General features: G+C 61.9%; 21 protein-coding genes and 1 pseudogene. 10 read left to right on the forward strand and 12 right to left on the reverse strand.

The window, feature by feature from the left end; translation table 11 throughout:
* Positions 1-53 precede the first annotated feature (53 nt).
* Both BB347_RS08510 and BB347_RS08515 read right to left on the reverse strand, forming a co-directional pair.
* The gene (locus BB347_RS08510) at positions 54-1,250 is read right to left on the reverse strand and encodes an MFS transporter (RefSeq protein ID WP_076580531.1); all 1,197 of its coding nucleotides are present in this window, start codon (positions 1,248-1,250) and stop codon (positions 54-56) included.
* Positions 1,251-1,368: 118 nt separating this feature from the next.
* Complete coding sequence (locus BB347_RS08515) at positions 1,369-1,764, reverse strand: tautomerase (protein ID WP_076580533.1); 396 nt, start codon at positions 1,762-1,764, stop codon at positions 1,369-1,371.
* 268 nt (positions 1,765-2,032) lie between these two features.
* Between BB347_RS08515 and BB347_RS08520 the strand changes: the two genes are divergently transcribed.
* Both BB347_RS08520 and BB347_RS08525 read left to right on the forward strand, forming a co-directional pair.
* Positions 2,033-3,817 (forward strand): SLC13 family permease, encoded by a 1,785-nt coding sequence (locus BB347_RS08520; RefSeq protein ID WP_076580535.1) that lies wholly within the window; start codon positions 2,033-2,035, stop codon positions 3,815-3,817.
* Between the two features lie 192 nt (positions 3,818-4,009).
* The gene (locus tag BB347_RS08525) at positions 4,010-4,276 is read left to right on the forward strand and encodes a helix-turn-helix domain-containing protein (protein WP_076580537.1); all 267 of its coding nucleotides are present in this window, start codon (positions 4,010-4,012) and stop codon (positions 4,274-4,276) included.
* 569 nt (positions 4,277-4,845) lie between these two features.
* On the opposite strand, the gene BB347_RS08530 is transcribed toward BB347_RS08525, so the two are convergent.
* The 3 genes from BB347_RS08530 to BB347_RS08540 all read right to left on the reverse strand — a co-directional run bounded on the left by BB347_RS08530 (position 4,846) and on the right by BB347_RS08540 (position 7,777).
* The gene (locus BB347_RS08530) at positions 4,846-5,799 is read right to left on the reverse strand and encodes an SDR family oxidoreductase (protein WP_076580539.1); all 954 of its coding nucleotides are present in this window, start codon (positions 5,797-5,799) and stop codon (positions 4,846-4,848) included.
* A 188-nt stretch (positions 5,800-5,987) separates the two neighbouring features.
* Positions 5,988-6,779: an endonuclease V gene (locus BB347_RS08535; RefSeq protein ID WP_076580541.1), complete on the reverse strand. Its 792-nt coding sequence runs from the start codon at positions 6,777-6,779 to the stop codon at positions 5,988-5,990.
* Positions 6,780-6,841: 62 nt separating this feature from the next.
* Positions 6,842-7,777: a rhomboid family intramembrane serine protease gene (locus tag BB347_RS08540; RefSeq protein ID WP_076580543.1), complete on the reverse strand. Its 936-nt coding sequence runs from the start codon at positions 7,775-7,777 to the stop codon at positions 6,842-6,844.
* 240 nt (positions 7,778-8,017) lie between these two features.
* Here BB347_RS08540 and BB347_RS08545 point away from each other — a divergent pair, with 240 nt between their 5' ends.
* Genes BB347_RS08545 through BB347_RS08555 form a run of 3 tightly spaced genes read left to right on the forward strand, consistent with a single transcriptional unit; the run spans position 8,018 to position 10,728 of the window.
* Positions 8,018-8,458 (forward strand): DUF5788 family protein, encoded by a 441-nt coding sequence (locus tag BB347_RS08545; protein WP_076580545.1) that lies wholly within the window; start codon positions 8,018-8,020, stop codon positions 8,456-8,458.
* Positions 8,458-10,209, forward strand: a complete 1,752-nt coding sequence (polX, locus tag BB347_RS08550; RefSeq protein WP_076580547.1) for a DNA polymerase/3'-5' exonuclease PolX — start codon at positions 8,458-8,460, stop codon at positions 10,207-10,209. Before BB347_RS08545 ends, polX begins: the two co-directional genes overlap by 1 nt.
* A gap of 21 nt (positions 10,210-10,230) precedes the next feature.
* Positions 10,231-10,728, forward strand: a complete 498-nt coding sequence (locus tag BB347_RS08555) for a Mut7-C RNAse domain-containing protein (protein WP_076580549.1) — start codon at positions 10,231-10,233, stop codon at positions 10,726-10,728.
* On the opposite strand, the gene BB347_RS08560 is transcribed toward BB347_RS08555, so the two are convergent.
* Entirely contained in the window at positions 10,722-11,486 is a 765-nt protein-coding gene (locus BB347_RS08560) for a PHP-associated domain-containing protein (protein WP_076580551.1), read from the reverse strand. The genes BB347_RS08555 and BB347_RS08560 overlap by 7 nt on opposite strands.
* 203 nt (positions 11,487-11,689) lie before the next feature.
* Here BB347_RS08560 and BB347_RS08565 point away from each other — a divergent pair, with 203 nt between their 5' ends.
* Complete coding sequence (locus BB347_RS08565) at positions 11,690-11,971, forward strand: DUF7565 family protein (RefSeq protein ID WP_076580553.1); 282 nt, start codon at positions 11,690-11,692, stop codon at positions 11,969-11,971.
* A 232-nt stretch (positions 11,972-12,203) separates the two neighbouring features.
* On the opposite strand, the pseudogene BB347_RS18970 reads toward BB347_RS08565, so the two are convergent.
* The 3 genes and pseudogenes from BB347_RS18970 to BB347_RS08575 all read right to left on the reverse strand — a co-directional run.
* Positions 12,204-12,272 (reverse strand): annotated as a pseudogene (locus tag BB347_RS18970) (transcription elongation factor Spt5); the annotation flags it as partial.
* 107 nt (positions 12,273-12,379) lie between these two features.
* Complete coding sequence (locus BB347_RS08570; protein ID WP_007109343.1) at positions 12,380-12,817, reverse strand: transcription elongation factor Spt5; 438 nt, start codon at positions 12,815-12,817, stop codon at positions 12,380-12,382.
* Positions 12,817-12,996 carry a protein translocase SEC61 complex subunit gamma gene (locus BB347_RS08575; RefSeq protein ID WP_076581678.1) on the reverse strand — a complete coding sequence of 60 codons (180 nt, stop codon included), beginning with the start codon at positions 12,994-12,996 and terminating at the stop codon, positions 12,817-12,819. Before BB347_RS08575 ends, BB347_RS08570 begins: the two co-directional genes overlap by 1 nt.
* Positions 12,997-13,125: 129 nt before the next feature.
* Here BB347_RS08575 and BB347_RS08580 point away from each other — a divergent pair, with 129 nt between their 5' ends.
* Positions 13,126-13,338 carry a hypothetical protein gene (locus BB347_RS08580; protein ID WP_076580555.1) on the forward strand — a complete coding sequence of 71 codons (213 nt, stop codon included), beginning with the start codon at positions 13,126-13,128 and terminating at the stop codon, positions 13,336-13,338.
* Positions 13,339-13,480: 142 nt separating this feature from the next.
* On the opposite strand, the gene BB347_RS08585 is transcribed toward BB347_RS08580, so the two are convergent.
* Both BB347_RS08585 and BB347_RS08590 read right to left on the reverse strand, forming a co-directional pair.
* Entirely contained in the window at positions 13,481-13,729 is a 249-nt protein-coding gene (locus BB347_RS08585; RefSeq protein WP_236995930.1) for a hypothetical protein, read from the reverse strand.
* 466 nt (positions 13,730-14,195) lie between these two features.
* Positions 14,196-15,356: a S1C family serine protease gene (locus BB347_RS08590; protein WP_076580559.1), complete on the reverse strand. Its 1,161-nt coding sequence runs from the start codon at positions 15,354-15,356 to the stop codon at positions 14,196-14,198.
* A 222-nt stretch (positions 15,357-15,578) separates the two neighbouring features.
* Between BB347_RS08590 and BB347_RS08595 the strand changes: the two genes are divergently transcribed.
* Together BB347_RS08595 and BB347_RS08600 are read left to right on the forward strand one after the other, a co-directional pair.
* Positions 15,579-17,516, forward strand: coding sequence for a glycoside hydrolase family 15 protein (locus BB347_RS08595; RefSeq protein WP_076580561.1), 1,938 nt, complete (start codon positions 15,579-15,581; stop codon positions 17,514-17,516).
* A gap of 136 nt (positions 17,517-17,652) precedes the next feature.
* Positions 17,653-18,012: a hypothetical protein gene (locus BB347_RS08600; protein ID WP_076580563.1), complete on the forward strand. Its 360-nt coding sequence runs from the start codon at positions 17,653-17,655 to the stop codon at positions 18,010-18,012.
* Positions 18,013-18,100: 88 nt separating this feature from the next.
* Here BB347_RS08600 and BB347_RS08605 read toward each other — a convergent pair whose 3' ends face one another.
* On the reverse strand, positions 18,101-19,339 hold the full coding sequence (locus BB347_RS08605; RefSeq protein ID WP_076580565.1) for a mandelate racemase/muconate lactonizing enzyme family protein: 1,239 nt from the start codon (positions 19,337-19,339) through the stop codon (positions 18,101-18,103).
* Positions 19,340-19,508: 169 nt separating this feature from the next.
* On the opposite strand from BB347_RS08605, the gene BB347_RS08610 reads away from it, so the two are divergent.
* On the forward strand, positions 19,509-20,216 hold the full coding sequence (locus tag BB347_RS08610; RefSeq protein ID WP_076580567.1) for a DUF2270 domain-containing protein: 708 nt from the start codon (positions 19,509-19,511) through the stop codon (positions 20,214-20,216).
* Positions 20,217-20,234: the final 18 nt, after the last annotated feature.

The following is a 20,234-nucleotide window of genomic DNA, read 5'->3' on the forward strand; positions in this document are numbered from 1 at the left end:
GGCTCGGAGGCTAAAAATGATCCACACGCCAGCCGGCGGGGCGCAAACCGGGGTTACTCTTGCATCGCTGGCTCGTCGGTCGGCGGCTCGAGGCGAATCGCGTACAACAGGAGGGAAACGGCGACGAGCGTCCCGCCGGCGAGGAGCAACCACGAGCCCTGATAGCCGACGGTGTCAGCGAGGAAGCCGAACGCAGGCGGCGCTACGACGGACCCGAGGACGAGCGACAGTTGCCCGCCGGCAGTTGCACCGCCCATCTCCTCGGACGTGACCAGCGTGGCCATATAGGAGTAGTAGACGCCGGTGTTGCCGAGGATGAAGAAGCCGAGAACGGAGAAGGCAATCGCCGCGTTCACGGGGGTGTCGGTCGCGGCGACGATCACGAAGAGCACGGCACCGACGAACGCCTGCACGATCAGGATCGAGCCGATTCGAACCTGCGGATCGCCGGGCAGTGCGTCGCTGAGCCAGCCCGTGACGATTCGACCGATGCTCCCGAACAACTGCACGAGTGCGAGGACGACGCCGCCGAATGCGACTGAGGCCCCGATACTTTCCTCGACGTAGAGAACCGTGTAGCCGGTCGTCGTAAAGAACGCCGCCCCGAGGAAGAACCCCGCGAGAACGAGGACGCGATACGGCCGGTTTTCCGACAGCGCCCGAAAGTCGGGATACTCTGCGGTTCCGCCGTCACCGACACCGCTGTAGAATATCGCGAAGACGATCGCGACGAGTATCCCGAAGCCGGCGGCGATGAGAAAACCGGCCTGCCAGAAGAGAATTCCCGCGAGTCCGGTGACGAGCAACGAGCTAATCCCGCTGCCCGCGGTGACGCCGACTTGCTTGATTCCGAGCGCGAAGTTCTGTCGACCCGCCTCGATTCCGTCGTAAATCGCCTTGTTCGTCCCGGGAATCGCCGACGCGTACATCGACCCGAGAAAGAAGGCCGCGGCGAGCAACAACGCGAACGTTGGCGCGCCGGCAACCAGTAGTGCTCCGGACGCTAAGCCGATGAGACCGAGCGTCAGCGAGCGCTTCTCGCCGAAGCGATCGATCAACGCGCCCACGGGCAACAAACAGAGCGCGTAGCCGAGCGTCAACGCCGTCACGACGAAGCCGACGGAAAACCGAGAGAGACCGAACTCGTCCCGGAAGAACGGCGTCGCCGCGAAAACGGCGTAATAACAGATACTTGCCGACACTTGCCACAGTGAGACGAGCGAGACAGTCCGCCAGTACGACCGATCCATCGAACGTCGCCGTCTTTCTCGAGGGAGGGCTTTACTGTCCCGGTGTCGGAGACACGTTCCGGGTCACGGGTAGTTCGAAATCGCCAGCAGATGGGCGGCCTCGAGTCCCGCTACCGTCTTACTCACCGGCTTCGTCGGGGTCCGATCCCTTCCACTCGCCGCCGACTCGGTCGACCCCCATCATGTGCTCGCCGGGATGTTCCGTGAACACGACCTTCATGTTCTCGTCGGGGACGTCGAACGTCTCGCCGAAGTACGAGAACGTCTCAAGCGCGAAGGTGCGTTTTCGCTCGAGCGACCGACCCTGTCGGATTTCGGCGTCGAGAAAGAGCAGCGGTCCGTCGACGCTTCGCCCGAGATGCACTGCTGCAGGCTCCCGCTCGCGAATCGAAATCGCGACGTGACCGGCTGTCGTCGCCATCGTCGTCGTGTACAGGTCGGTGACTCGGTCGGCGATGGCGCGCTTTTCCTCGGCCGAGAGCGTGCACGTCGTCTCGAATTGGAGCAATGGCATGCGTTCTTCTCGAGTGTCCGCTGAGTTGGGTATTGTGTCTTGGAACGACCACTGCTGTCGTCGACGCCACCGAATTTCTCGCGATAATGGTGGGTGCTGTCAATGGACCTACCGAACATGGTCGTTGGTCTTTATGGATGTCAAGAGAGGATAGAAACACTTTACGAGTTTACAAAACTGGATACTGTAGCGAGAAAACATCATTAACTAAAATCGTAGACTGATGGATCGTTACCATTTATATCCTGGATTCGAAACAGAGGGAAAAATGGTGAATAATCGCCTGAAAACCTATCAAAAGTTTATTAGAAGATTCTGGACGTATCTCTGGCGGCTCAACGAGCAGACGAAAGCGTATGTCCGTCTCGATGGGGCGAAGATCGTCGAGGACATGGACTCCGTCTCAGAGGAAGAAAAGCAGGTGGCGCGTGAGGCGTTCACCGACGGTGGTGCTAACCCGAACGGCAACGGGTCGAATGGCGGATCTGGTAACGGCGACGGGCGAGACGACGACCAGAACCCGTTCGACGTCGGCGGGTCCTACGGGCTTCGACAGAAGGTCGGATTCGTTCTCGGCCCGATCCTGTTCGCCCTCATCATGTTCTCTCCGACGCCGGAGGGACTCGCCCCCGCAGGGCAAGCGGTCGCCGCCGTAACGGCGTGGGTCGCCGTCTGGTGGATGTCCGAAGCGATTCCGATTCCCGCGACCTCCTTACTACCGATTCCGCTGTTCCCGATGACTGGCGCACTCGGGGCCGACGAGACGACACCGTCGTACGGCGATCCCCTCATCTTCCTCTTTATGGGCGGATTCTTCCTCGCGATGGCGATGCAACGGTGGGGACTCCACCGCCGAATCGCGTTGCGGACGATCAAAGCCGTCGGCACCGAGCCCTCGAGGCTCATTCTCGGATTCATGCTGGCGACCGCGTTCCTCTCGATGTGGGTCTCGAATAGCGCGACGGTCATGATGATGGTACCAATCGCACTGGCTGTCATCTACAAAACGAGCGACCTCATCGACGACGCTGGACTCGACATCGAAACCGGCGAAGGAAACTTCTCCTTCGGCGTCGCGCTCATGCTGTGTATCGCCTACGGCGCATCCGTCGGCGGCGTCGCGACACTCATCGGCACGCCACCGAACATCCTCTTCGCCGGGCAAGCGGGGGAACTCTTCGGCCAATCGATCGGCTTCGCCGAGTGGATGCTCTACGGCGTCCCGATCGCACTCATCGGACTCGCAACCGTCTACTTCTACGTGACGCGTCTCGCCATCTCGCCCGAGTTCGACCAGCTCCCGATCGGCGACGACACGATCGATCGACAACTCGAGCAACTCGGCGCGATGAGCACGCAAGAACGCATGGTGCTCGTCGTCTTCGTCGGAATGGCACTCGCCTGGATCTCCGCCAGCCTTCTCGAGCAATTCGAATACATCGGTCTCTCCGAACCTGATACGGTGGTCGCAATCGCCGGTGCGCTCGTCCTCTTTACGTTACCGACGAAAACGGAAGACGGCGAACACACCTTCCTGCTCGACTGGACCAACGGCGTCAAGATTCCGTGGGGTGTCATCCTCCTGTTCGGTGGTGGCCTCGCGATCGCCGCTGGGTTCGACGAATCCGGCCTCGCGGCCTGGCTCGCCGAGCAACTCCAGTTGCTCGAGGGCGTCTCGATGGTCGTCATCTTACTCGCCGTCGTCGTCCTGACCGTCTTGCTCACCGAGGTCACGTCGAACACCGGAACGACGGCGATGCTCATGCCGATCCTCGCGAGCGTCGCGGTCGGGATCGGCGTCCACCCGTACGGACTCATGATCGCCGGCGCGACCGCAGCCTCCTTCGCGTTCATGCTCCCCGTCGCGACGCCACCGAACGCGATCGTCTTCGGCAGCGGATACATCACGCTGCCACAGATGGTCCGCGTCGGGTTCGGGCTCAACGTCATCGGGATCATCCTGATTACGGTCATTGCACTCGCGTGGCTACCGATCGCCTGGGGCATCGATATCGGAACGCTCCCGACCGAGTTCGCAGAGGCCTGGGACTAACCCCGTCTCCCGTTTACTATTCTTCGCGGGCCACACCGACTGTGGCCATCGCTGTTAGCCGAGAACGTCACTCACAACGTTCGAAATCGCGTATTACCCGTCCAGTATGACCGTTGGTAATCGCTTTCTAACTCGCTGGGAACCGGCGGAGTGGTTGATATATCCGAGTTGGCTTGTACTGAATGAGACGGTATGCCAGACCACGAGCACACAGATCCACCCCGAGCGCGCGACGTTTTCGAGGCGCTCGAGACGTCCAGTCCGACGACCGTCGTCGAACTGGCGACCGCCCTCGACTCTCACCCCGCAACCATCGAACGTCACTGCCAAACGCTGCAGCGAAACGGTTCCATTCGCCAGTGTACCGGCGGCATGTACACGCTCGCCGAACGCGACGAAGACGCTCCGGCAACCAGTCTCGCCGACAGCCACGCGACCGCGACCAACCCGGCCGACTGAGGTCGTCCCTCGAGGCGTCCGCGAATCGGTCGTCCCATAGCAACGATCTCCGGTTCCGACGCTCGAGAACGCGACCGCAAAGCCGGACGGCGCAATCGGTCCGGTTTCCACTGCTGGCTGCCGACTCATTCGTACTTCGAGAGAGCTTCCTCGAGAGCCGCCACCACGTCAGGCGTCGAATCAGTACCAGTAGTTGGGAAAACGGTTTCGTTATTCAGCGTGGCTCGTGAAACTCGCGGTAAGTACAGGTAGAGACGTTAGCACTGCCAGCATCCGCGAACGAAGTGAGCGGTTCACCGCCGGAACGGGCACAGCCCGTGAAGGCGGCCTTTTTAGCGTAGATTTTTGCGCGAGCGGTTCCGCGCTTCGCGCGGAATCCCGACGCGGAAAAAGGTACGTGTGCACGTGTAGTTACTGAACTGCCCGGTTCAGTTTCGGGTCTGATTCTGAATACCGAAATCGTGCTACTATCTACTGCTAAAAACGTTCGAGGAACACTACGGAACGTCTCGGAGAGTCGAATCGGCTGCGTTACGAGCGTGCTGGAGGCGAGGCCGTCTACGAGGGACTCAGACCAGTTTTCGGAGCAGCCGATAGCCGGCATCGCGAAGCGTATCCGGTAGGAATCGAGCATAGACGCCGTACTGAGCGAGCGGACCGACTGGATAGCGGGCCGGTGGCTCGGGCGTCGTCGCGCTCTCGAGAATCGCCCGCGCGACGTCTTTGGGTTCGGATGCGAACGGGCCGCCGCTCCCGCCGCCGATCAGTTGCATCTCGTCGTAGAGTTCGTAGAGCGTCTCGTACGCTGGCGTGCGTTCGTTTTCTGGCAGCTCCTCGTCGACGCGGTTGGTGAAGTTCGTCTCGACCGGCCCGGGTTCGATGACGGTGACGTCGATGTCGAATTCGTCGACTTCCGCGCGCAACGAGTCGCTCATCGCCTCGAGGGCGTGTTTCGAGCCGGCGTAGGCACCCGACCCCGGCACCGAAATGCGACCGATGACGCTCGAGACGTTGATTATCCGGCCGGCACCCTGTGCGCGCATGTGCGGGAGTGCGGCCCGAGCGAGTCGGTGTGGTCCGTAGACGTTGACGTCGAACTGTCGGTGGAGGTCGGCCGTCGACACGTCCTCGAGTGGCCCCATCTGGGCGTAGCCGGCGTTGTTGACGAGGCAGTCGATCGCGCCGGCGACCTCGACGACGCGTTCGACCGCTCGCGAGACCTGGTCGGGATCGGTTACGTCCAGTTCGAACGTGGTGCACCCTGCTTCCTCGAGTTCCGCGATATCGTCGGTATTGCGCGCGGTCGCGAACACCTGCCAGCCGTCGGAGAGAAACGCCGCGGCCGTCGCGTGGCCGATGCCCGACGAACAGCCGGTGATCAGGACGGAGCGCTTTCGCGTGTAGCGATCGTCGGCGTCACCCGGTGCGTCCGTCTCGGTCGTCGTCGATTCGCTTTCACGGTCTCCCTCGCCGGTGCCAGCCGGCTGGTCGTCGGCTCCCTCGAGATCCTCAGCGGTGGCCATACGTGTGGTGTTCGAGAGACGATACCTAAGTATCGACGGTTTGTCGCGCTGCTCGTAAATTCAATTGGGATGAACTGCCACCGCGTCGGCTCCTTCGGAACTCCAAACGAGCAGAGGTCCACACCCGCCCAGCGTCGAAGCGAGGGGTGTCCGGTGTCGACGCGGCTAACTGTCCGCACGCGCCCACGTCAGTGGTCGATTTCCCCTTTGGCTGTTTCGGCGTAGCTGTCGGCCAGCCTGACCGGTTCTGGGAGTTTGTACGACGACGCGAGCGCCAGCACGGCGTCGGCCGCCGTTTCGGGACCGACGCGATGGCCGGGACTGACGTAGAGCGGGTTGATGTACCGATCCGGGGAGTCGTACTGTCGGGTCTGGACTGCGTAGCCGAGGAGGTCGCCGTCGGGCGCGTCGACGCTCGAGTCGGCCTCGATTGGGACTCGAGCCCCTTCCGGCAGGTTTTCGGTGGATTCGCGGGGCGTCCCACAGAGGAGGCTCTTCGCGACGCCGATACTCGGCAGGTCGCGGACGACGCCCACGTGTGTCGCGATTCCCGCCTGCCGAAAGTGTATGCGGCCGCTGCCGTCGAACAACGCCAGATCCGGATCGACGGGGAGGACCTCGAGTGCCTCGAGAATCGGTCCACCCTCTCGAAACGCGAGCAAACCCGGAATGTAGGGAATCTCGAGGGGCGTCACGGCGTGTGCGCGTTCGATCACCTCGCCGCCTCGCATCGCGACCACGGCGCTCAGCGCCCGGTCGAACTCGCCGTCTTCGCCGCGCAAAAAGGATTGGTCCACGCCGACGATAACTGGTGGGTCCGCCCCGCCTGCGGCCGTCGCGAGCGGATCCCCGAGCGTCGACGGATCGAACACGAACTCGTCGTCGAACACCGCAGCGTCGCCGATTTCGCGTTGCATCGCTTCCATCTCCTCGCGCTCGAGGGAGCCGTCGGGTGCGAGGTCGGGCCGAGTGGGAGGCATGGGTGCTCGAGCGTTGGGTCGGGACGAAAATCAGTGGTCGGGTTGTAGTGGGAAACGCAGCCTCAGAATCGACGGCGTCCGCCGGGGCCACCTGGACCGCCTGGACCGCCGGGACCGCCACCGCCGAGTTGCAGTTGGCTCGGGGCCCGAATGTTCTGCGTGCGTTTGACGTACTCGCCATAGGCGAGACCGATGACGAGGCCGACGAGGTGAGCCATGTGCGCGATTCCGCCGCCGCCTCCTGCGCCGGTTCCGATGAACAACACACTGATGAGCGCCGTCAATCCGGTCAAGATCCAGATTGGCATCGGAATCATGAACATGAGGTAGACCGTCAGGTTCGGGTTCAGTACCGTAATGACACCCATGATCGCGAGTGCGGCACCGCTGGCACCGAGAACGGGGGTCACTCCGCCCTCTACTGCGGTGAGGCCGATCTGGCTGAGTCCGGCGAGTGCGCCGGCACCGATGAACAGTACTGCGAACGACTTCGAACCGACGTAGCGCTCGACGAGCGGTCCGAAGAAGAAGATCACGATGCTATTGAAGACGATGTGGAAGAAGTTGCCGGTGCTGTGAGCGAAAATCGAGGTGACCCACGTCCAGACGTACTCCGGGTTGAGCGGTGACAGCGTAAAGAGCGCGTTGTGGAGCGACCATCCGCCGATCAGCAACGTGATGTACTGCAGGAGGAACGTGACCCACATTATCGCGAGGAACGTGTACGTCATGTTCCCGCGGAAGTAGGCGAGTGGCCCGCCGACTCCCGTGTCGATGGGGATCTTATCGGTTAGACTCGAGGCCCGCGATGTACTCCCCCCGCCGTTGACGCTTTCGTCGAACCCGCTGTCGAAGACGGCGTTCGGGTCGTTCCAGTTCTGCAGCCCCGTACAGTCGTGGTTCTCCGGGAGCCTGTGTTCGCCACAGTACGTCCCCCCGCAGTGCCGACAGTTGTAGGGCATGCTTTCGTCTTTCCCACACACGTCGCACGTGGCCATTGCGCGGGGATATGTGTGGCACCGCTAAGGGATTTGGGGTTTGTCCCGCCCAACGCGCGACGATTCGAACGCGTTGTCGAACACGACCGTCCAGCGAGCCACACCAACCGATCCGGGCGACGGTATTGGACCGTTACTCGGCTTCGTCCGAGAGTTCCCTCGAGGGGGCGCGACAGACTGGACGGCCTCGCCAGCGCGGTAGACTGTACATTTTTTGCCCTCCCACCCGGATACCGAGGTGTGCAAGCTTACGAGCGAAAGCAGCTCCTCGAGCGAGTCGAGCGCGAGGGGGCGACCGTCGGCGCGGACATCCCGGAGACGATCACCGTCCAGGGCGAGGAGATCGACCTCCGGACGTTCGTCTTCGAGATCAAGCGCCGCGAGACGATCCCCGCCGGCGAGCGCGACCGCGTCGAGCGAGCGAAGAAGAATCTCCGTCGCGAACGCGTCGAGCGACTCGAGCGGATCGAAGACGGGGCGATCAGCCGCGAGGAAGGGGAAGAACTCGCCCAGAGCATCATCGGCATCGATCGCGCCCTGAACGCCCTCGAGAGCCTCGGTCCGACCGACCTCGAGCGTGAGCAACAGACCAAGCAAGCCGCCGATCGAAAGCGCTGGATGTCCTTCCTGAAGAAGGCCCTCGGCGACGACGACGGCGGCTCCTCACGGAGGGGACGCTGATGGCGACCAACGCCGAAATCGCCGGCCGATTCGAAGAGTTCGCCGACCTGCTCGAGGCCGACGACGTCGAGTACAAACCGCGGGCGTACCGCCGCGCGGCCGAGAACATTCGCGCCCATCCCGTCCCGATCGCGGGCCACATCGAGGACGGAAACGAGGAGGTTCTCGAGGAGATCGACGGCGTCGGCGACGCCATCTCCTCGAAGGTACTCGAGTACGTCGAGACGGGCGATATCGAGGAACTCGAGGAACTGCGCGCGGACCTCCCGATCGACATTGCCGATATCACTCGCATCGAGGGCGTCGGACCCAAGACGGCCGGAAAGCTCTACCGCGAACTCGGCATCGAAACGCTCGACGACCTCGAGGAGGCGGCCGAGGCCGGCGAGATACAGGAGGTCAGCGGCTTCGGCCCGAAGACCGAGGCGAACATCCGCGACAACATCGACTTCGCCAGGGAAGTCGGCCAGCGACAGTTACTCGGCGAAGCGCGCCCGCTCGCCGACGACGTGCTGGCGTTTCTCGAGTCGCTCGAGGCGGTCGAGCGCTGTGAAGTCGCCGGCTCGATCCGGCGCTGGCGCGAGACGATCGGCGACGTGGACGTACTCGTCGGCACGGACGCGAACGAGGACGTGATCGAGTCCTTCCTGGATTGGGGCTCAGTCGACGGCGAGATCGAGTCCGGCCCCGACAAGGCGAGCGTCCGCGTCGGCGAGATCCGCGTCGACCTGCGAGTCGTCGTCCCCGAGGAGTTCGGCTCGGCGCTCCAGTATTTCACGGGGAGCAAGGACCACAACGTCCGGCTTCGTAACTACGCGATCGACCGCGGGATGAAGCTGAACGAGTACGGCGCGTTCGACGTCTCGAGCGTCGACGATCCCGACGCGGGCCAACGCGTCGGCGAGCGCGTGGCGGGCGAGACCGAAGCGAGCATGTACGACGCGCTCGGGTTGCCGTTGATTCCGCCGGAACTCCGCGAGGATCGCGGCGAGATCGACGCCGCCGAAGCCGACGCGTTGCCCGACCTCATCACGCGCGAGGACATCCGCGGGGATTTCCACACGCACACCGAGTGGTCCGACGGGAACACGTCGATCGAAGCGATGGTCGACGCCGCCGCGGAGATGGGCTACGACTACTACGGCGTCGCCGACCACGCCGAGGGCCCCGGCATCGTCGGCGACATGGGCCTCTCGGACACCGAAATCCTCGAGCAAGTCGAGCAGATCCGCGAGGTCGCAGCGGCGAGCGAGATCGAAGTCTTCGCGGGAATCGAGGCGAACATCGACGCCGACGGCGAAATCGGGCTTTCCGAGGAGGTCATCGACGCGCTGGACGTGATCGTCGCCTCACCACACAGCGCGCTCGATCAGGATGCGGCGACGGCGACTGCCCGCCTCGTGACGGCTATCGAGAATCCGGCGATCGACGTCATCGGCCACCCGAGCGGCCGAATGCTCAACGAACGATCCGGACTCGACTTCGACGCGCGCGAACTCGCCCGCGCCGCGGCCGATCACGACACGGCCCTCGAGATCAACGCGAATCCCCGACGGCTCGACCTCTGGGGCAGCGCCGTGCAGGCCGCACTCGAGGAAGCCGCGCCGATTTCGGTCAACACAGACGCACACCAGCCCTCGACGCTCGAGTACATGCGCTGGGGCGTCCACACCGCTCGCCGAGGCTGGGCCGAACCGGCGGACGTGATCAACACGTGGGAACTCGACGACGTTCGCGAGTTCCTCCACTGACGCGCCGACTCCACTTCGACAGTGCAATTCCTTCTCGACGTCATGTGCGGTGGGCTCGTAAGTTACCTCCGAATGTGCAACTACGACACCGTCTACGCCGGCGACCGAGGGCTCGAGGCCGACGACGAGTTGCTCGCGCTCGGCCGGAACGAGGAGCGCACGCTGGTCACGAGAGACGTCGAACTCGCAGGTCGGGCCTCCCGCCCGACGGACGAAGCGAGGGAGGCGATCCTCCTCGAGTCACTCTACGTCGAGGACCAGCTACGGGAACTCACGGCAGCCGGGGTCGACCTCACGCTGCCCGCCGAGCCGGCCGTCTGCAGCCGGTGTAACGGCTCGCTCGAGCGAGTTGACCGAGGTGAATCGACACCCGAGTACGCGCCGGACACCGGGGAGACGCCACTCTGGCGCTGTCGGTCGTGTCGGCAACACTTCTGGCGCGGCAGCCACTGGGATCGGGTACAAACGACGCTCTCGGGACTATCTACGGACACCGAGGGAGAACGGACGGATCAGTAGACCGCGACGTCGTCGAAGCGACCGTCGTACGCGATGTGGTCGGGGTGGGTCGGCTCGGTTCCCGAGAGAAAGAGTCGGTCGACCTTCTTCCAGGTATTCTCGTAACCGAGGTGGGCGAGTTCACCGGCCGTCGCCTGCCAGCGTCGGCGACCGTTCTGATGGACGACGCGACGAGAAACGGAGTCCCTGAGCGCGTCGACGAGATCCGCCTCGTCGTCGACCGACTCGTCGAATTCGGTATGTGCAACGCCAACCGTCCGCGGCAGGTGTGCGTACGACGAGGCAAACGGTGTACACGAAATCTGATCAGCGAGTTCGCGTGCACGGCGATTGTGCGAGGGGAGATGCTTTGGGTTGAAAATCTCGACCGCGTCGATGACGTCCTCGAAGCGCTCGAGATCCGACTCGTTCAGACTCACCGTCGCAAACTCTGGGTGTGGAGCCAATACGGCGGCATTTTGCCGTTCGAATTCCGCCATCGCCGTCTCGAGCGGGATGAAATCCGGAACGGGCTCCTCGAGACCGATCGCGAGCACGTGTTTGCGATTCCGCCAGGAGCCGGTGAACACCTCACGCGCAGGGACGACCGTGAGTTCCTCACTCGAGTAAGCGGCTGCCGTGCGTCGGATCTCCGGCAGCCGAGTGAAGTGGGGGGCATAGACGATCGCGTCGAGGTTGGCAGCGATCGCTCGCTCGACGATTCGTTCGTCGAGGATCTTCACGTGGCAATCGACTCGAGTCGCTGTACCCTCGCTCACGTCACCTGCTTCTTGGAGTGACGAGTTATGAATTCTGATTTAGCCGCCACCCGGTGGTACCGCCGAGACAACACACGTTCACTCGCCGTTGTCGAGTCTCGGCCTCAGGCGTCCATGTTGACTGACTGGAACAGTCTCGAGTCCGTGAATTTCGCTGCGAAAGGATCATTAGGGCGGCCACTCGATACTGACACTGAGAGTACATGGCTTGGGAATGCGGAATCGAGGGCTGTGGTGAGACGTTCGAAGAAGTCGAATCGACGGTCGTCCATCAGGCGACGGAGCACACCCGACAAGAGTGCAAAGTCTGTGGAACGGTCGTTCCGGACGGCTACCTCGCGATTCGACACGTGTTCACCGAACACAGCCGAGCCGAGTACGTTCGCGCGTACGGCGCTGACTCAGAAGACGTCCGGACGCGCGAGGAACTCCTCACGGAAATCGAGGACGTCGCCGACATGCAAGCGATCGTCCAGCAACTGTAACGACCCACACCTGCCCTCGAGTCTCTGCCGAATCCGACGTTTTTCACAGGCTTCAGCTGAAACGCTCTCTCCTCGCGCCCACCAGTCAGGAGTCAGTAGCTGCCACAAAAATCCGTTTTCGCCTCGAGTTGTATCCGTTCGCACTCGCTCACGGGTCGTCCCTCCCCGTTCGCTTTTCGAGACACTCGCTTCGCTCGTCCCTCGTATCGCTCACACCGAGCGAACCGACTCACTACCGCTCGTCGGAATCCAGCACGCGAATCTGGTCGCCCCGAACCGTCACCGGAATCGGAACCGTCACACTCCTAAATTTTACTGCGTCGGGTTCGCTCACGGCGTTCGCTCACCGTTCCTTGCAAAATTTAGTATAAAACTCTCTCGGCGCGAAGCGCCGAGTGAACCGACTCACTACCGCTCGTCGGAATCGAGCACGCGAATCTGGTCGCCCCGAACCGTCACCGGAATCGGAACCGTCGCTTCGTACAGTTCGACCGTGACCTGGTCCTTGCCTTCGTCGATGCGCTGGACCTGTGCCTTCTCGCCTTTGAACGGGCCGGCGATGAGTTCGACGATGTCTCCTTCGGCGATTCCCTCGACGTCCGGCTTCGGCGAGAGGAAGTGCTCGACTTCCGAAATGTCGGATTCACCCGGAACGATACTCCGGGCGTGGGGAATGTCCTCGAGGACCCGATTCAAAACGGCGTCGCCTTCGGCTTCGACCATCACGTAGGAGGTGAGCGAATCCGGGGCGAGGGCGGCGTGGATTTCGGGCTCTTCGCGGTTGATAATCATATCTGCGACAGTGCGTTCTTGACTCGCCGTCGTTTTGACCGCGAAGATACCCATCAGAGACCACCGCCCGCGGGTAAGAACAGCATGATTCCCCCGATGAGGAAGCCCATCAATCCGACCAGCAAAATGCCTGCACCAGCGATCTTTGATACCTGAAGGAACTCCTCAGTCGTGGGTGTCGTTGCCATCTTTAACACCCGAACGTACGAGGTCAGGTCGTACGGAACGTCCATGTCTATCTGTTCACAGCGCGGCATCTTTTATCTGTCTTTCGTGTCCGAAGACAGTTCGGCCGACGAATACGACTCGAGGTTGCACGTGACGGCCCGTTTCCCAACTCACTCGAGCGCCAACGTCGTCGCATGGCTGAAGACGATACCGACCGCGAAGACGAGTACGAAGCGGAGCGAGAAGCCGAAATCGAAGAAGAACTCGAGCGAGTCGATCAGGAGTCGTCACAGGCCGAGGGCGACGACGACCTCGGCACGCAAAACGCACCGAGAGAAGACGCCGAGGACCTCGAGGACCTCGAAGAAAACCCAGAGGAGACAGAGGAATCCACGGCGGACGAGTGAGCGGCGGGTCGGCCCTGTCGGTAGTGGGTATTTGTCGGGTTCGAGAAGCAGGCTGAGTGACTGCGTCGGGAGGAACGCTCCGAGACGCTGGCTAAGTGACGACGTTTCGACACGCAGTCTGCGTGCGTTCTGACCGCTCGTCTCAGAGTGTCACAGAGCGAGGTCGAGATGGTTCCTCGAGGAGTTCGTGAAAGTGTTCGTCACAGAGACAGGGAACGGCGTCGCCGGTTTCGATCGACGACTCGACGACGAGGTCCCCATCGCGGACGTGCGTCTCCGGGACGTACCGCGGGAACTGCACCTGTCCGTCCCGGTTGCAAAGCGAACAACACCGATCAGCGTCCGTCGAGCTGTCGAAGTGTCGCCCGAACTCGTCTCGCTCGCAGTTCATACAGAGTCCCCCGATTTCGACGCCGCTGAACAGTTCGATCACGGCACGGTTATAGCCAGCATTCTTCCTACAGTTCACACATCGCATCAGTAATCCACTCCATAGGGGAGTTGGTCTACAAATGGACCCCGCATAAAAACCAGTTCCCGGGTGAAATTGAACGAATCTGTCGAGATCGATAGGTTCTTTCTCACTTTGAGGACCGTGCTCGCGTGTAACGGTTTCGTGACTTCGACGGTAGAAATCGTCTCCACGTTTTGAGGTAATTCGTTTAAGCTACTCGCAGTTGTTTCTGAATCCAAACTTCTTCGAAATGGCTGCCGTCTTGTGATTCTTCGAGGAAATTCCATATGAAGTGACTGTCAATCCAGCTTACGTCACTCCATTTCGACGCACTGCTCTCTCCCTCCCTTCAGTTGGAAGTCGCTCACCCGGAACCGTCCCGCTCGATCTGACACCACACTCGTTAGAAATCGGTTTCACTGGGCCGTTCCTCGAGGGTGAGTTCGACCGTTTCCTCGTCTCCGTCACGGAGGACGTCGATCGTAACCGTCTCGTCGGGTTCCGTCTCGAGTGCCAGCGTGGAGGAGAGTCGTTCCTGTGAGGAAATTTCGGTGTTGTCGATCGCAACGAGGACGTCACCGTCGACGGGAACGGGGACGCCGTCGACAGTGGGACCGGGCTCCGCTGTTTCAAGCGCACCGTCGGCGGGCCCGTCGGGAACCGTCTCGACGACCATGACGCCGCGTGCGTCCTCGAGGTCGTTCGCCTCGGCGACGATCGGACTGACGGGGACGACGCTCACGCCGAGGTACGGGTGATTGTATGAACCGTCCTCGAGGAGAGACGGAACGACTCGATTCGCGAGCGCGGCGGAGATCGCAAAGCCGATCGTCTGGCCCGCACCGGCGAAGACGACGCCCACGGCGTCGCCCGCGAGGTCGACGAGTGGGCCGCCGCTGTTTCCGGGGTTGACCGGTGCGTCCGTCTGAATCGCCGCCGGAATGGAAAACCCGGTCGGACTCGGCAGCGAGCGGTCGATACCGCTGACGATCCCCTGGGAAATCGACGCGTCGAGGCCGAGTGGATTTCCGAGTGCGAGGACCGCTTCGCCGACCGTCGGCTCGTCCTCGGCGAGCGTGATTCCCTCAGTTTCCTCGGGCAGATCGTCGACCTCGAGCGCGGCGAGATCGCTGTGAATATCTGTTCCGACGACGTCGGCCGTTCGCCATTGCTCGTCGCGAAACTGAAGTTCGACCGTTTCGGCCTCGCGGACAACGTGGTGGTTGGTCACGACGGCATCGTCGACGACGAATCCCGAACCGATTCCAGCAGGCGTTTCGGGATCACCACCCTCTGGTACACCCGCCTCGTCGTCGAGGCCACCGAATACGTTGACGAGGACGACGTCGTCGATGTACTCGTCGTATACGTCTGCAGGGGTGTTCTCGGTGTCGCCGTCGTCCTGCGTGACACTCGAGGCGACCGCGGTGGAGTGTTGCTCGGAGATACCCGACGCTGCAGCGCCGGTTCCACTACCCGCAGCAACTCCGAGAAGAGTTACGCTCACGCCCCCACAGCGTTTCAGTACCTGGCGACGAGCAAGCCGCGACTGATCTGACGACATGCCGCGTTCCTCCCCGGGGAGTGGAATAAAACGCGCCCCGGCACAGGCACCCTTGGAGAGTTCGACACAGGTGCCATTGGGGAGTTCGAGTATTCGACTTCGATGCTGCCCTGACGAGACAGTCTCGAGTGATTCGAGGTGAAACGACCGGCAACCCGGACGCTGCTGGCCAATACTTATTGACGATTTCCGGTGAGGTGCACACGAAGTCAGTTTTCGCCCATGACGTACCCACCACTTCGAGACTACGGCATTATCGGCAACGACGATCGCTGTGCGCTCGTCAGTAGACGGGGATCGATCGATTGGTGTTGCTTTCCACACCTCGAGTCGCCGAGCGTCTTCGCTCGACTCCTCGATGCCGACCGAGGCGGTCACTTCGCCGTACGGCCGACCGATCCCCACGAGTCGAGCCATCGGTACGTCGACCGAACGAACGTTCTCGAGACGACGTTCGAGACGACGAACGGGCAAGCGACGGTCGTCGATTTCATGCCGATCCGCGACGACGAGCGTGAATCTACCGAAGCGTCACAGCAGGCGATCTATCGCCGACTCGAGTGCGAACGAGGCGCAATCGACCTCGAACTCGAGTTCGCTCCCCGATTCGACTACGCGCGGACGGACCCGACGCTCGAACGGGTCGAAAACGGTGTCGTAGCCACGGCCGGGGAGGACGGAGTCGATGCCGACTCTGCCGACCCGGAGCAACTCTTCTTGTACACCGGAAACGCCCTCGACGACGCACTCGAGTTCCGCACGTCCGAGACGAACGTGGAGGCAACGGTTTCGCTCGAGGCGGGCGACTCGTGTTGGAGTGGCGTCCAGTACGGCGCAACGGAGCCACTGGCATCGGTCGACCACCAGCAAGCGCTCGACGAGACGAAACGCTATTGGCGCGAGTGGCTCAGCCACCGCGATGGTGCGCCCGAATCGATGCCCGAACGCTGGCACGAGATGGTGGTTCGTTCGGAACTCGCGTTGAAGGTCTTGATCCACCACGAAACGGGTGCGATTCCCGCTGCAGCGACGACGTCGGTTCCAGAAGCGGTCGGTGAGCCACGGACATGGGACTACCGCTACAACTGGATTCGGGACGCGAAGTTCACCGTGCAAGCGCTTCACGACACCGGTCACGAACAGGAGGCGCGGGAGTACTTCGAGTGGTTTTCGGACATCGCCCAGACCGATCCGGCCGAGATCAATCCCGTCTACGGCCTCCACGGCGACACCGGTGACGCCCTCTCCGAGCAAACGCTCGAGCACCTCGAAGGCTACCGTGAGACGGGGCCGGTTCGAATCGGCAACGCGGCCGCGCCACAACAGCAACTCGACGTGTACGGCACGATCGTTCAGGCCGTCTACGAGACGATTCAGTTTGACTCCGAGGCGATGGTCACCGACGAGGAGTGGGACGCACTTTGTGACATTGTCGAGTACGTCTGCGAGCACTGGGACGAGCGCGATGCCGGTATCTGGGAGTTCCGCGACGAACGGCGACACTTCTTGCACTCGAAACTGTTGTGTTGGGTCGCGCTGGATCGAGGAATTGCACTCGCGACCGAAAACGATCTCGAAGCGCCCCTCGAGACGTGGCGCGAAGAGCGCGACGCCGTCCGAGAGGCCATCGAAGCGCGCGGCTATAGCGAACGGGCCTCGAGTTTCACCCAACACTTCGAGAGCGACGAGGCTCTCGACGCAACGGCGCTCTTGCTTCCGATCTACGAGTTCCTCCCGCCGGAAGACGACCGCGTGCAGGCGACGATAGACGCCGTCATCGACCGACTGACGACCGACGACGGCCTCGTCGTCCGGTTCGTCGACAGCGACATCCGTCGCGACGAGGAGAAGGCGTTCTTCCTCTGTTCGTTCTGGCTCATCGACGCACTCGTCCTCTCGAATCGACTCGAGCAAGCCCGAGAGTACTTCGAAAACGTCCTCGAGCGAGCGAGTCCGCTCGGGTTGTACTCCGAAAAGGTCGACCCGGAAAACGGTCAGTTACTCGGTAATTTCCCGCAGGCGTTTTCGCACCTCGGACTCGTCAACAGCGTTACGTACCTCGCTCGGGCGCTCGAGAGCGACGGCGACGTCACGCCAGCCGATTTCGACCCTGGAAACGTCGAAACGCTCTTTCGGCGAAGCGAGTCGTCCGGGTCGTAAGCGCCGTGTTCGCGGCGTACTCGCTGGTTCTCGGTGACGGCGGCGTGACGCCGACAGCGAGGACGCGACTCTATCGCGGCCGGAAAAGCGAGAAAGTTTATGCCGAAGGGGTCGGATTTGCAGACAATCAACGAGAATGTCAGAACAGGCGGTCCCACAACACGTTCCCGAGCGCATCCTCTGTCCGAACTGCCCAGCGGACTATCCCCAGCCGTTTTCGGAACATCATATCTGCTGTCGACGCTGTGGCACGAGGTTTCTCGCGCCGACAGATGCCCGAACCCCAAAGAACGCCGACGATCAGTGGGTGACAGAGAGTCCCATCGCACACGACCTCACTCGAGCGCTCGAGGGTGCCGTCGATCACTTTCCACTGATCGGCTTGAGTTTCAACCTTCTCGCAGTTCTGTTGTGGCTCGGCGGATACGTCTCGTTCGAAGTAACGGTCCTCACAATTTTGCTGATCACCAGTGCGTTCGTCGCCGAACGACACTAACCGGAAAGCGTGAACGAACGAGTGAATCGGACTCGAGTAACTCCGCGCTGACAGACCGATGTAAAGTGGCCCCCACAACCTGTCTCGATCAGGCTTCGTCGAAAAGTTCCTCGCCGTCGACCATCTGCTCCGCGACGACGTCCATATCCAGCGTGACCCCGAGGCCGGGTTGCTCCGGTACTTCGATGTAGCCGTCCTCGATGACGTCCTCTTCGACGAGATCGCCCCACCACTCGAGTTCGTAGGAGTGGAACTCGACAGCGAGGGCGTTCGAAATCGCCGCTCCGACGTGGACGCTTCCCATCGTCGCGATGGGTGACGCGACGTTGTGCATCGCGACGGGAACGTAGTAGAGATCGGCCAGATCGGCGATCTTCCGCGTCTCGCGCATGCCGCCGACCTTGGGCATGTCCGGTGCGATGATGTCGACGGCCTGCTCCTCGATGAGTCGACGCTGGCCGTGGGTCCGATAGACGTTTTCGCCGACGGTGATCGGCGTCGTCGTACTCTGTGTGACCTCCCGCTGCACGTCGTGGTTTTCGGGTGGCACGGGATCCTCGAGCCACCAGACGTTGTACTCCTCGAGGCGGTTTGCCAGGCGCTTCGCGCTGTCGGCTGAAAACGTCCAGTGGCAGTCGAAGGCGACGTCGGCGCGGTGACCGACGCGTTCGGTGATCGCCTCGACGATCGATGCTTTGTGGTCGATTTCGGGACGCCGAAGGTGTCGGTTCGCACGATCTTTCTCGTGACCCGAGGGCACGTCGAGGTCGAATTTGAGCGCATCGTAGCCCAGTTCCTCGACGACGCGTTCTGCTTCGTCGGCACAGGCGACGGGATCTGCCTCGTCTTCGGTGTGACAATCGCAATAGACCCGGACCTCGTCGCGATACTTTCCGCCGAGTAACTGGTAGGCTGGCACCTCGAGAATCTTCCCTACGAGATCGTGTAACGCGACTTCGATCCCCGCGATGGCGGTGACGGTGACGCCCCCGATCGATCCTTCGCCGGACATTTTCTGGAAGAGGTGTTCCGTAAGTCGGTCGATATCGAGCGGATTCTCGCCTTCGAGGAAGGAACTCATCCGTTCGATCAGTTCCGGTGCGCCTGCGCCCCAGTAGGCCTCGCCGGTGCCGACGATACCCACGTCGGTGTAGATTCGAACCAGCGTCCACGGGAAGTTGCCGTCGACCATCGTCGTCTGTACATCCGTGATCTCGACGTCTCGACCCTGACCGCGTTCTCGCGTGACCTCCATCGTCTCAGCCGAGAGATCTCGCATCGTATACTCGGCGTTTGGGTCACGCAGCTGCGAGTAATCGATCCCCATACCCCAACAGTCACTCGCACAGTAGTAATAGGTTTCACCCGCGGGTGACACGGGCTGGGAGTCGACAGAAGAAAGGGTGTAGAGACGCAAACTTCGTCGCTGACGCGACGCCAGTGAAACGTCCTGTGACTGCTGTGGTACTTTACAGCAGGTTCGTGTAGCGCGTGCCATGAGTGAGGACGAACACGAAGAGAGCCCACTCGAGCGATCGGATCAAGAGATCGGTGCCGAAATCGCAGACGATCCTGAAGCGCTCATCGGTGCACTCCCCCACTATTATCGAGGCGAGGTAACGCAATCGACGACCTCGCAGGATCGGATCGATCAGACCACGAACTGGGCGATTACGGTGCTCGCGGCAATCCTTTCGGTCGTGTTTTCGAGCCCCGATATGCCTGCGTACTTGCTTCTCGTGGGCATTCTCGTCCTCAGCGTCTTCCTCTCGTTCGAGGTGAGACGGTACCGATTCTACGACATGTACCGGTCTCGAGTCCGCTTTTTCCAGGAAAACGTCTTCGCGAACGCGCTTCAGCCCGTCGGCGTCGAACACGCACACTGGCGCGAGGAATTGAGCGAAGACCTTCGGTATCCGACGTTTAAAGTAACGGCCTGGGAAGCCCTCTCTCGGCGCCTCAGCCGGATTTACATACTCTTATTCGTCGTTCTCGGCGTCTCGTGGATCGCAAAGGTGACCCTGTTCACGCCGGAGACGCAGTGGACGGAGGCCGCGGAGCTACCCGGAGTACACGGCCTGATCGTTGCGGCGACACTCGGTGTATTCTATCTCGGAATCTGCATCATCGCGTGGTGGCCCCACAGCCGGCGAGCAAAAGGGGAGGTATACGGCGAAGAACCCGGCGAGTGGAAAGACGAGTGAGGACGGCCGTCTGTGACT

Origin of the sequence: Natronorubrum daqingense, from assembly GCF_001971705.1 — an archaeon.
GTDB lineage: Archaea > Halobacteriota > Halobacteria > Halobacteriales > Natrialbaceae > Natronorubrum > Natronorubrum daqingense.

What these genes read in the sequence shown, in the direction of transcription:
- BB347_RS08595 (WP_076580561.1), top strand. Translation starts at nt 15,579, where the DNA reads ATGACGTACCCACCACTTCGAGACTACGGCATTATCGGCAACGACGAT.
- BB347_RS08530 (WP_076580539.1), bottom strand. Translation starts at nt 5,799, where the DNA reads ATGGCCACCGCTGAGGATCTCGAGGGAGCCGACGACCAGCCGGCTGGC.
- BB347_RS08590 (WP_076580559.1), bottom strand. Translation starts at nt 15,356, where the DNA reads ATGTCGTCAGATCAGTCGCGGCTTGCTCGTCGCCAGGTACTGAAACGC.
- BB347_RS08535 (WP_076580541.1), bottom strand. Translation starts at nt 6,779, where the DNA reads ATGCCTCCCACTCGGCCCGACCTCGCACCCGACGGCTCCCTCGAGCGC.
- BB347_RS08510 (WP_076580531.1), bottom strand. Translation starts at nt 1,250, where the DNA reads ATGGATCGGTCGTACTGGCGGACTGTCTCGCTCGTCTCACTGTGGCAA.
- BB347_RS08540 (WP_076580543.1), bottom strand. Translation starts at nt 7,777, where the DNA reads ATGGCCACGTGCGACGTGTGTGGGAAAGACGAAAGCATGCCCTACAAC.
- BB347_RS08605 (WP_076580565.1), bottom strand. Translation starts at nt 19,339, where the DNA reads ATGGGGATCGATTACTCGCAGCTGCGTGACCCAAACGCCGAGTATACG.
- BB347_RS08585 (WP_236995930.1), bottom strand. Translation starts at nt 13,729, where the DNA reads ATGAACTGCGAGCGAGACGAGTTCGGGCGACACTTCGACAGCTCGACG.
- BB347_RS08575 (WP_076581678.1), bottom strand. Translation starts at nt 12,996, where the DNA reads ATGGACGTTCCGTACGACCTGACCTCGTACGTTCGGGTGTTAAAGATG.
- BB347_RS08515 (WP_076580533.1), bottom strand. Translation starts at nt 1,764, where the DNA reads ATGCCATTGCTCCAATTCGAGACGACGTGCACGCTCTCGGCCGAGGAA.
- BB347_RS08570 (WP_007109343.1), bottom strand. Translation starts at nt 12,817, where the DNA reads ATGGGTATCTTCGCGGTCAAAACGACGGCGAGTCAAGAACGCACTGTC.
- BB347_RS08525 (WP_076580537.1), top strand. Translation starts at nt 4,010, where the DNA reads ATGCCAGACCACGAGCACACAGATCCACCCCGAGCGCGCGACGTTTTC.
- BB347_RS08610 (WP_076580567.1), top strand. Translation starts at nt 19,509, where the DNA reads ATGAGTGAGGACGAACACGAAGAGAGCCCACTCGAGCGATCGGATCAA.
- BB347_RS08580 (WP_076580555.1), top strand. Translation starts at nt 13,126, where the DNA reads ATGGCTGAAGACGATACCGACCGCGAAGACGAGTACGAAGCGGAGCGA.
- BB347_RS08520 (WP_076580535.1), top strand. Translation starts at nt 2,033, where the DNA reads ATGGTGAATAATCGCCTGAAAACCTATCAAAAGTTTATTAGAAGATTC.
- BB347_RS08565 (WP_076580553.1), top strand. Translation starts at nt 11,690, where the DNA reads ATGGCTTGGGAATGCGGAATCGAGGGCTGTGGTGAGACGTTCGAAGAA.
- BB347_RS08600 (WP_076580563.1), top strand. Translation starts at nt 17,653, where the DNA reads ATGTCAGAACAGGCGGTCCCACAACACGTTCCCGAGCGCATCCTCTGT.
- polX (WP_076580547.1), top strand. Translation starts at nt 8,458, where the DNA reads ATGGCGACCAACGCCGAAATCGCCGGCCGATTCGAAGAGTTCGCCGAC.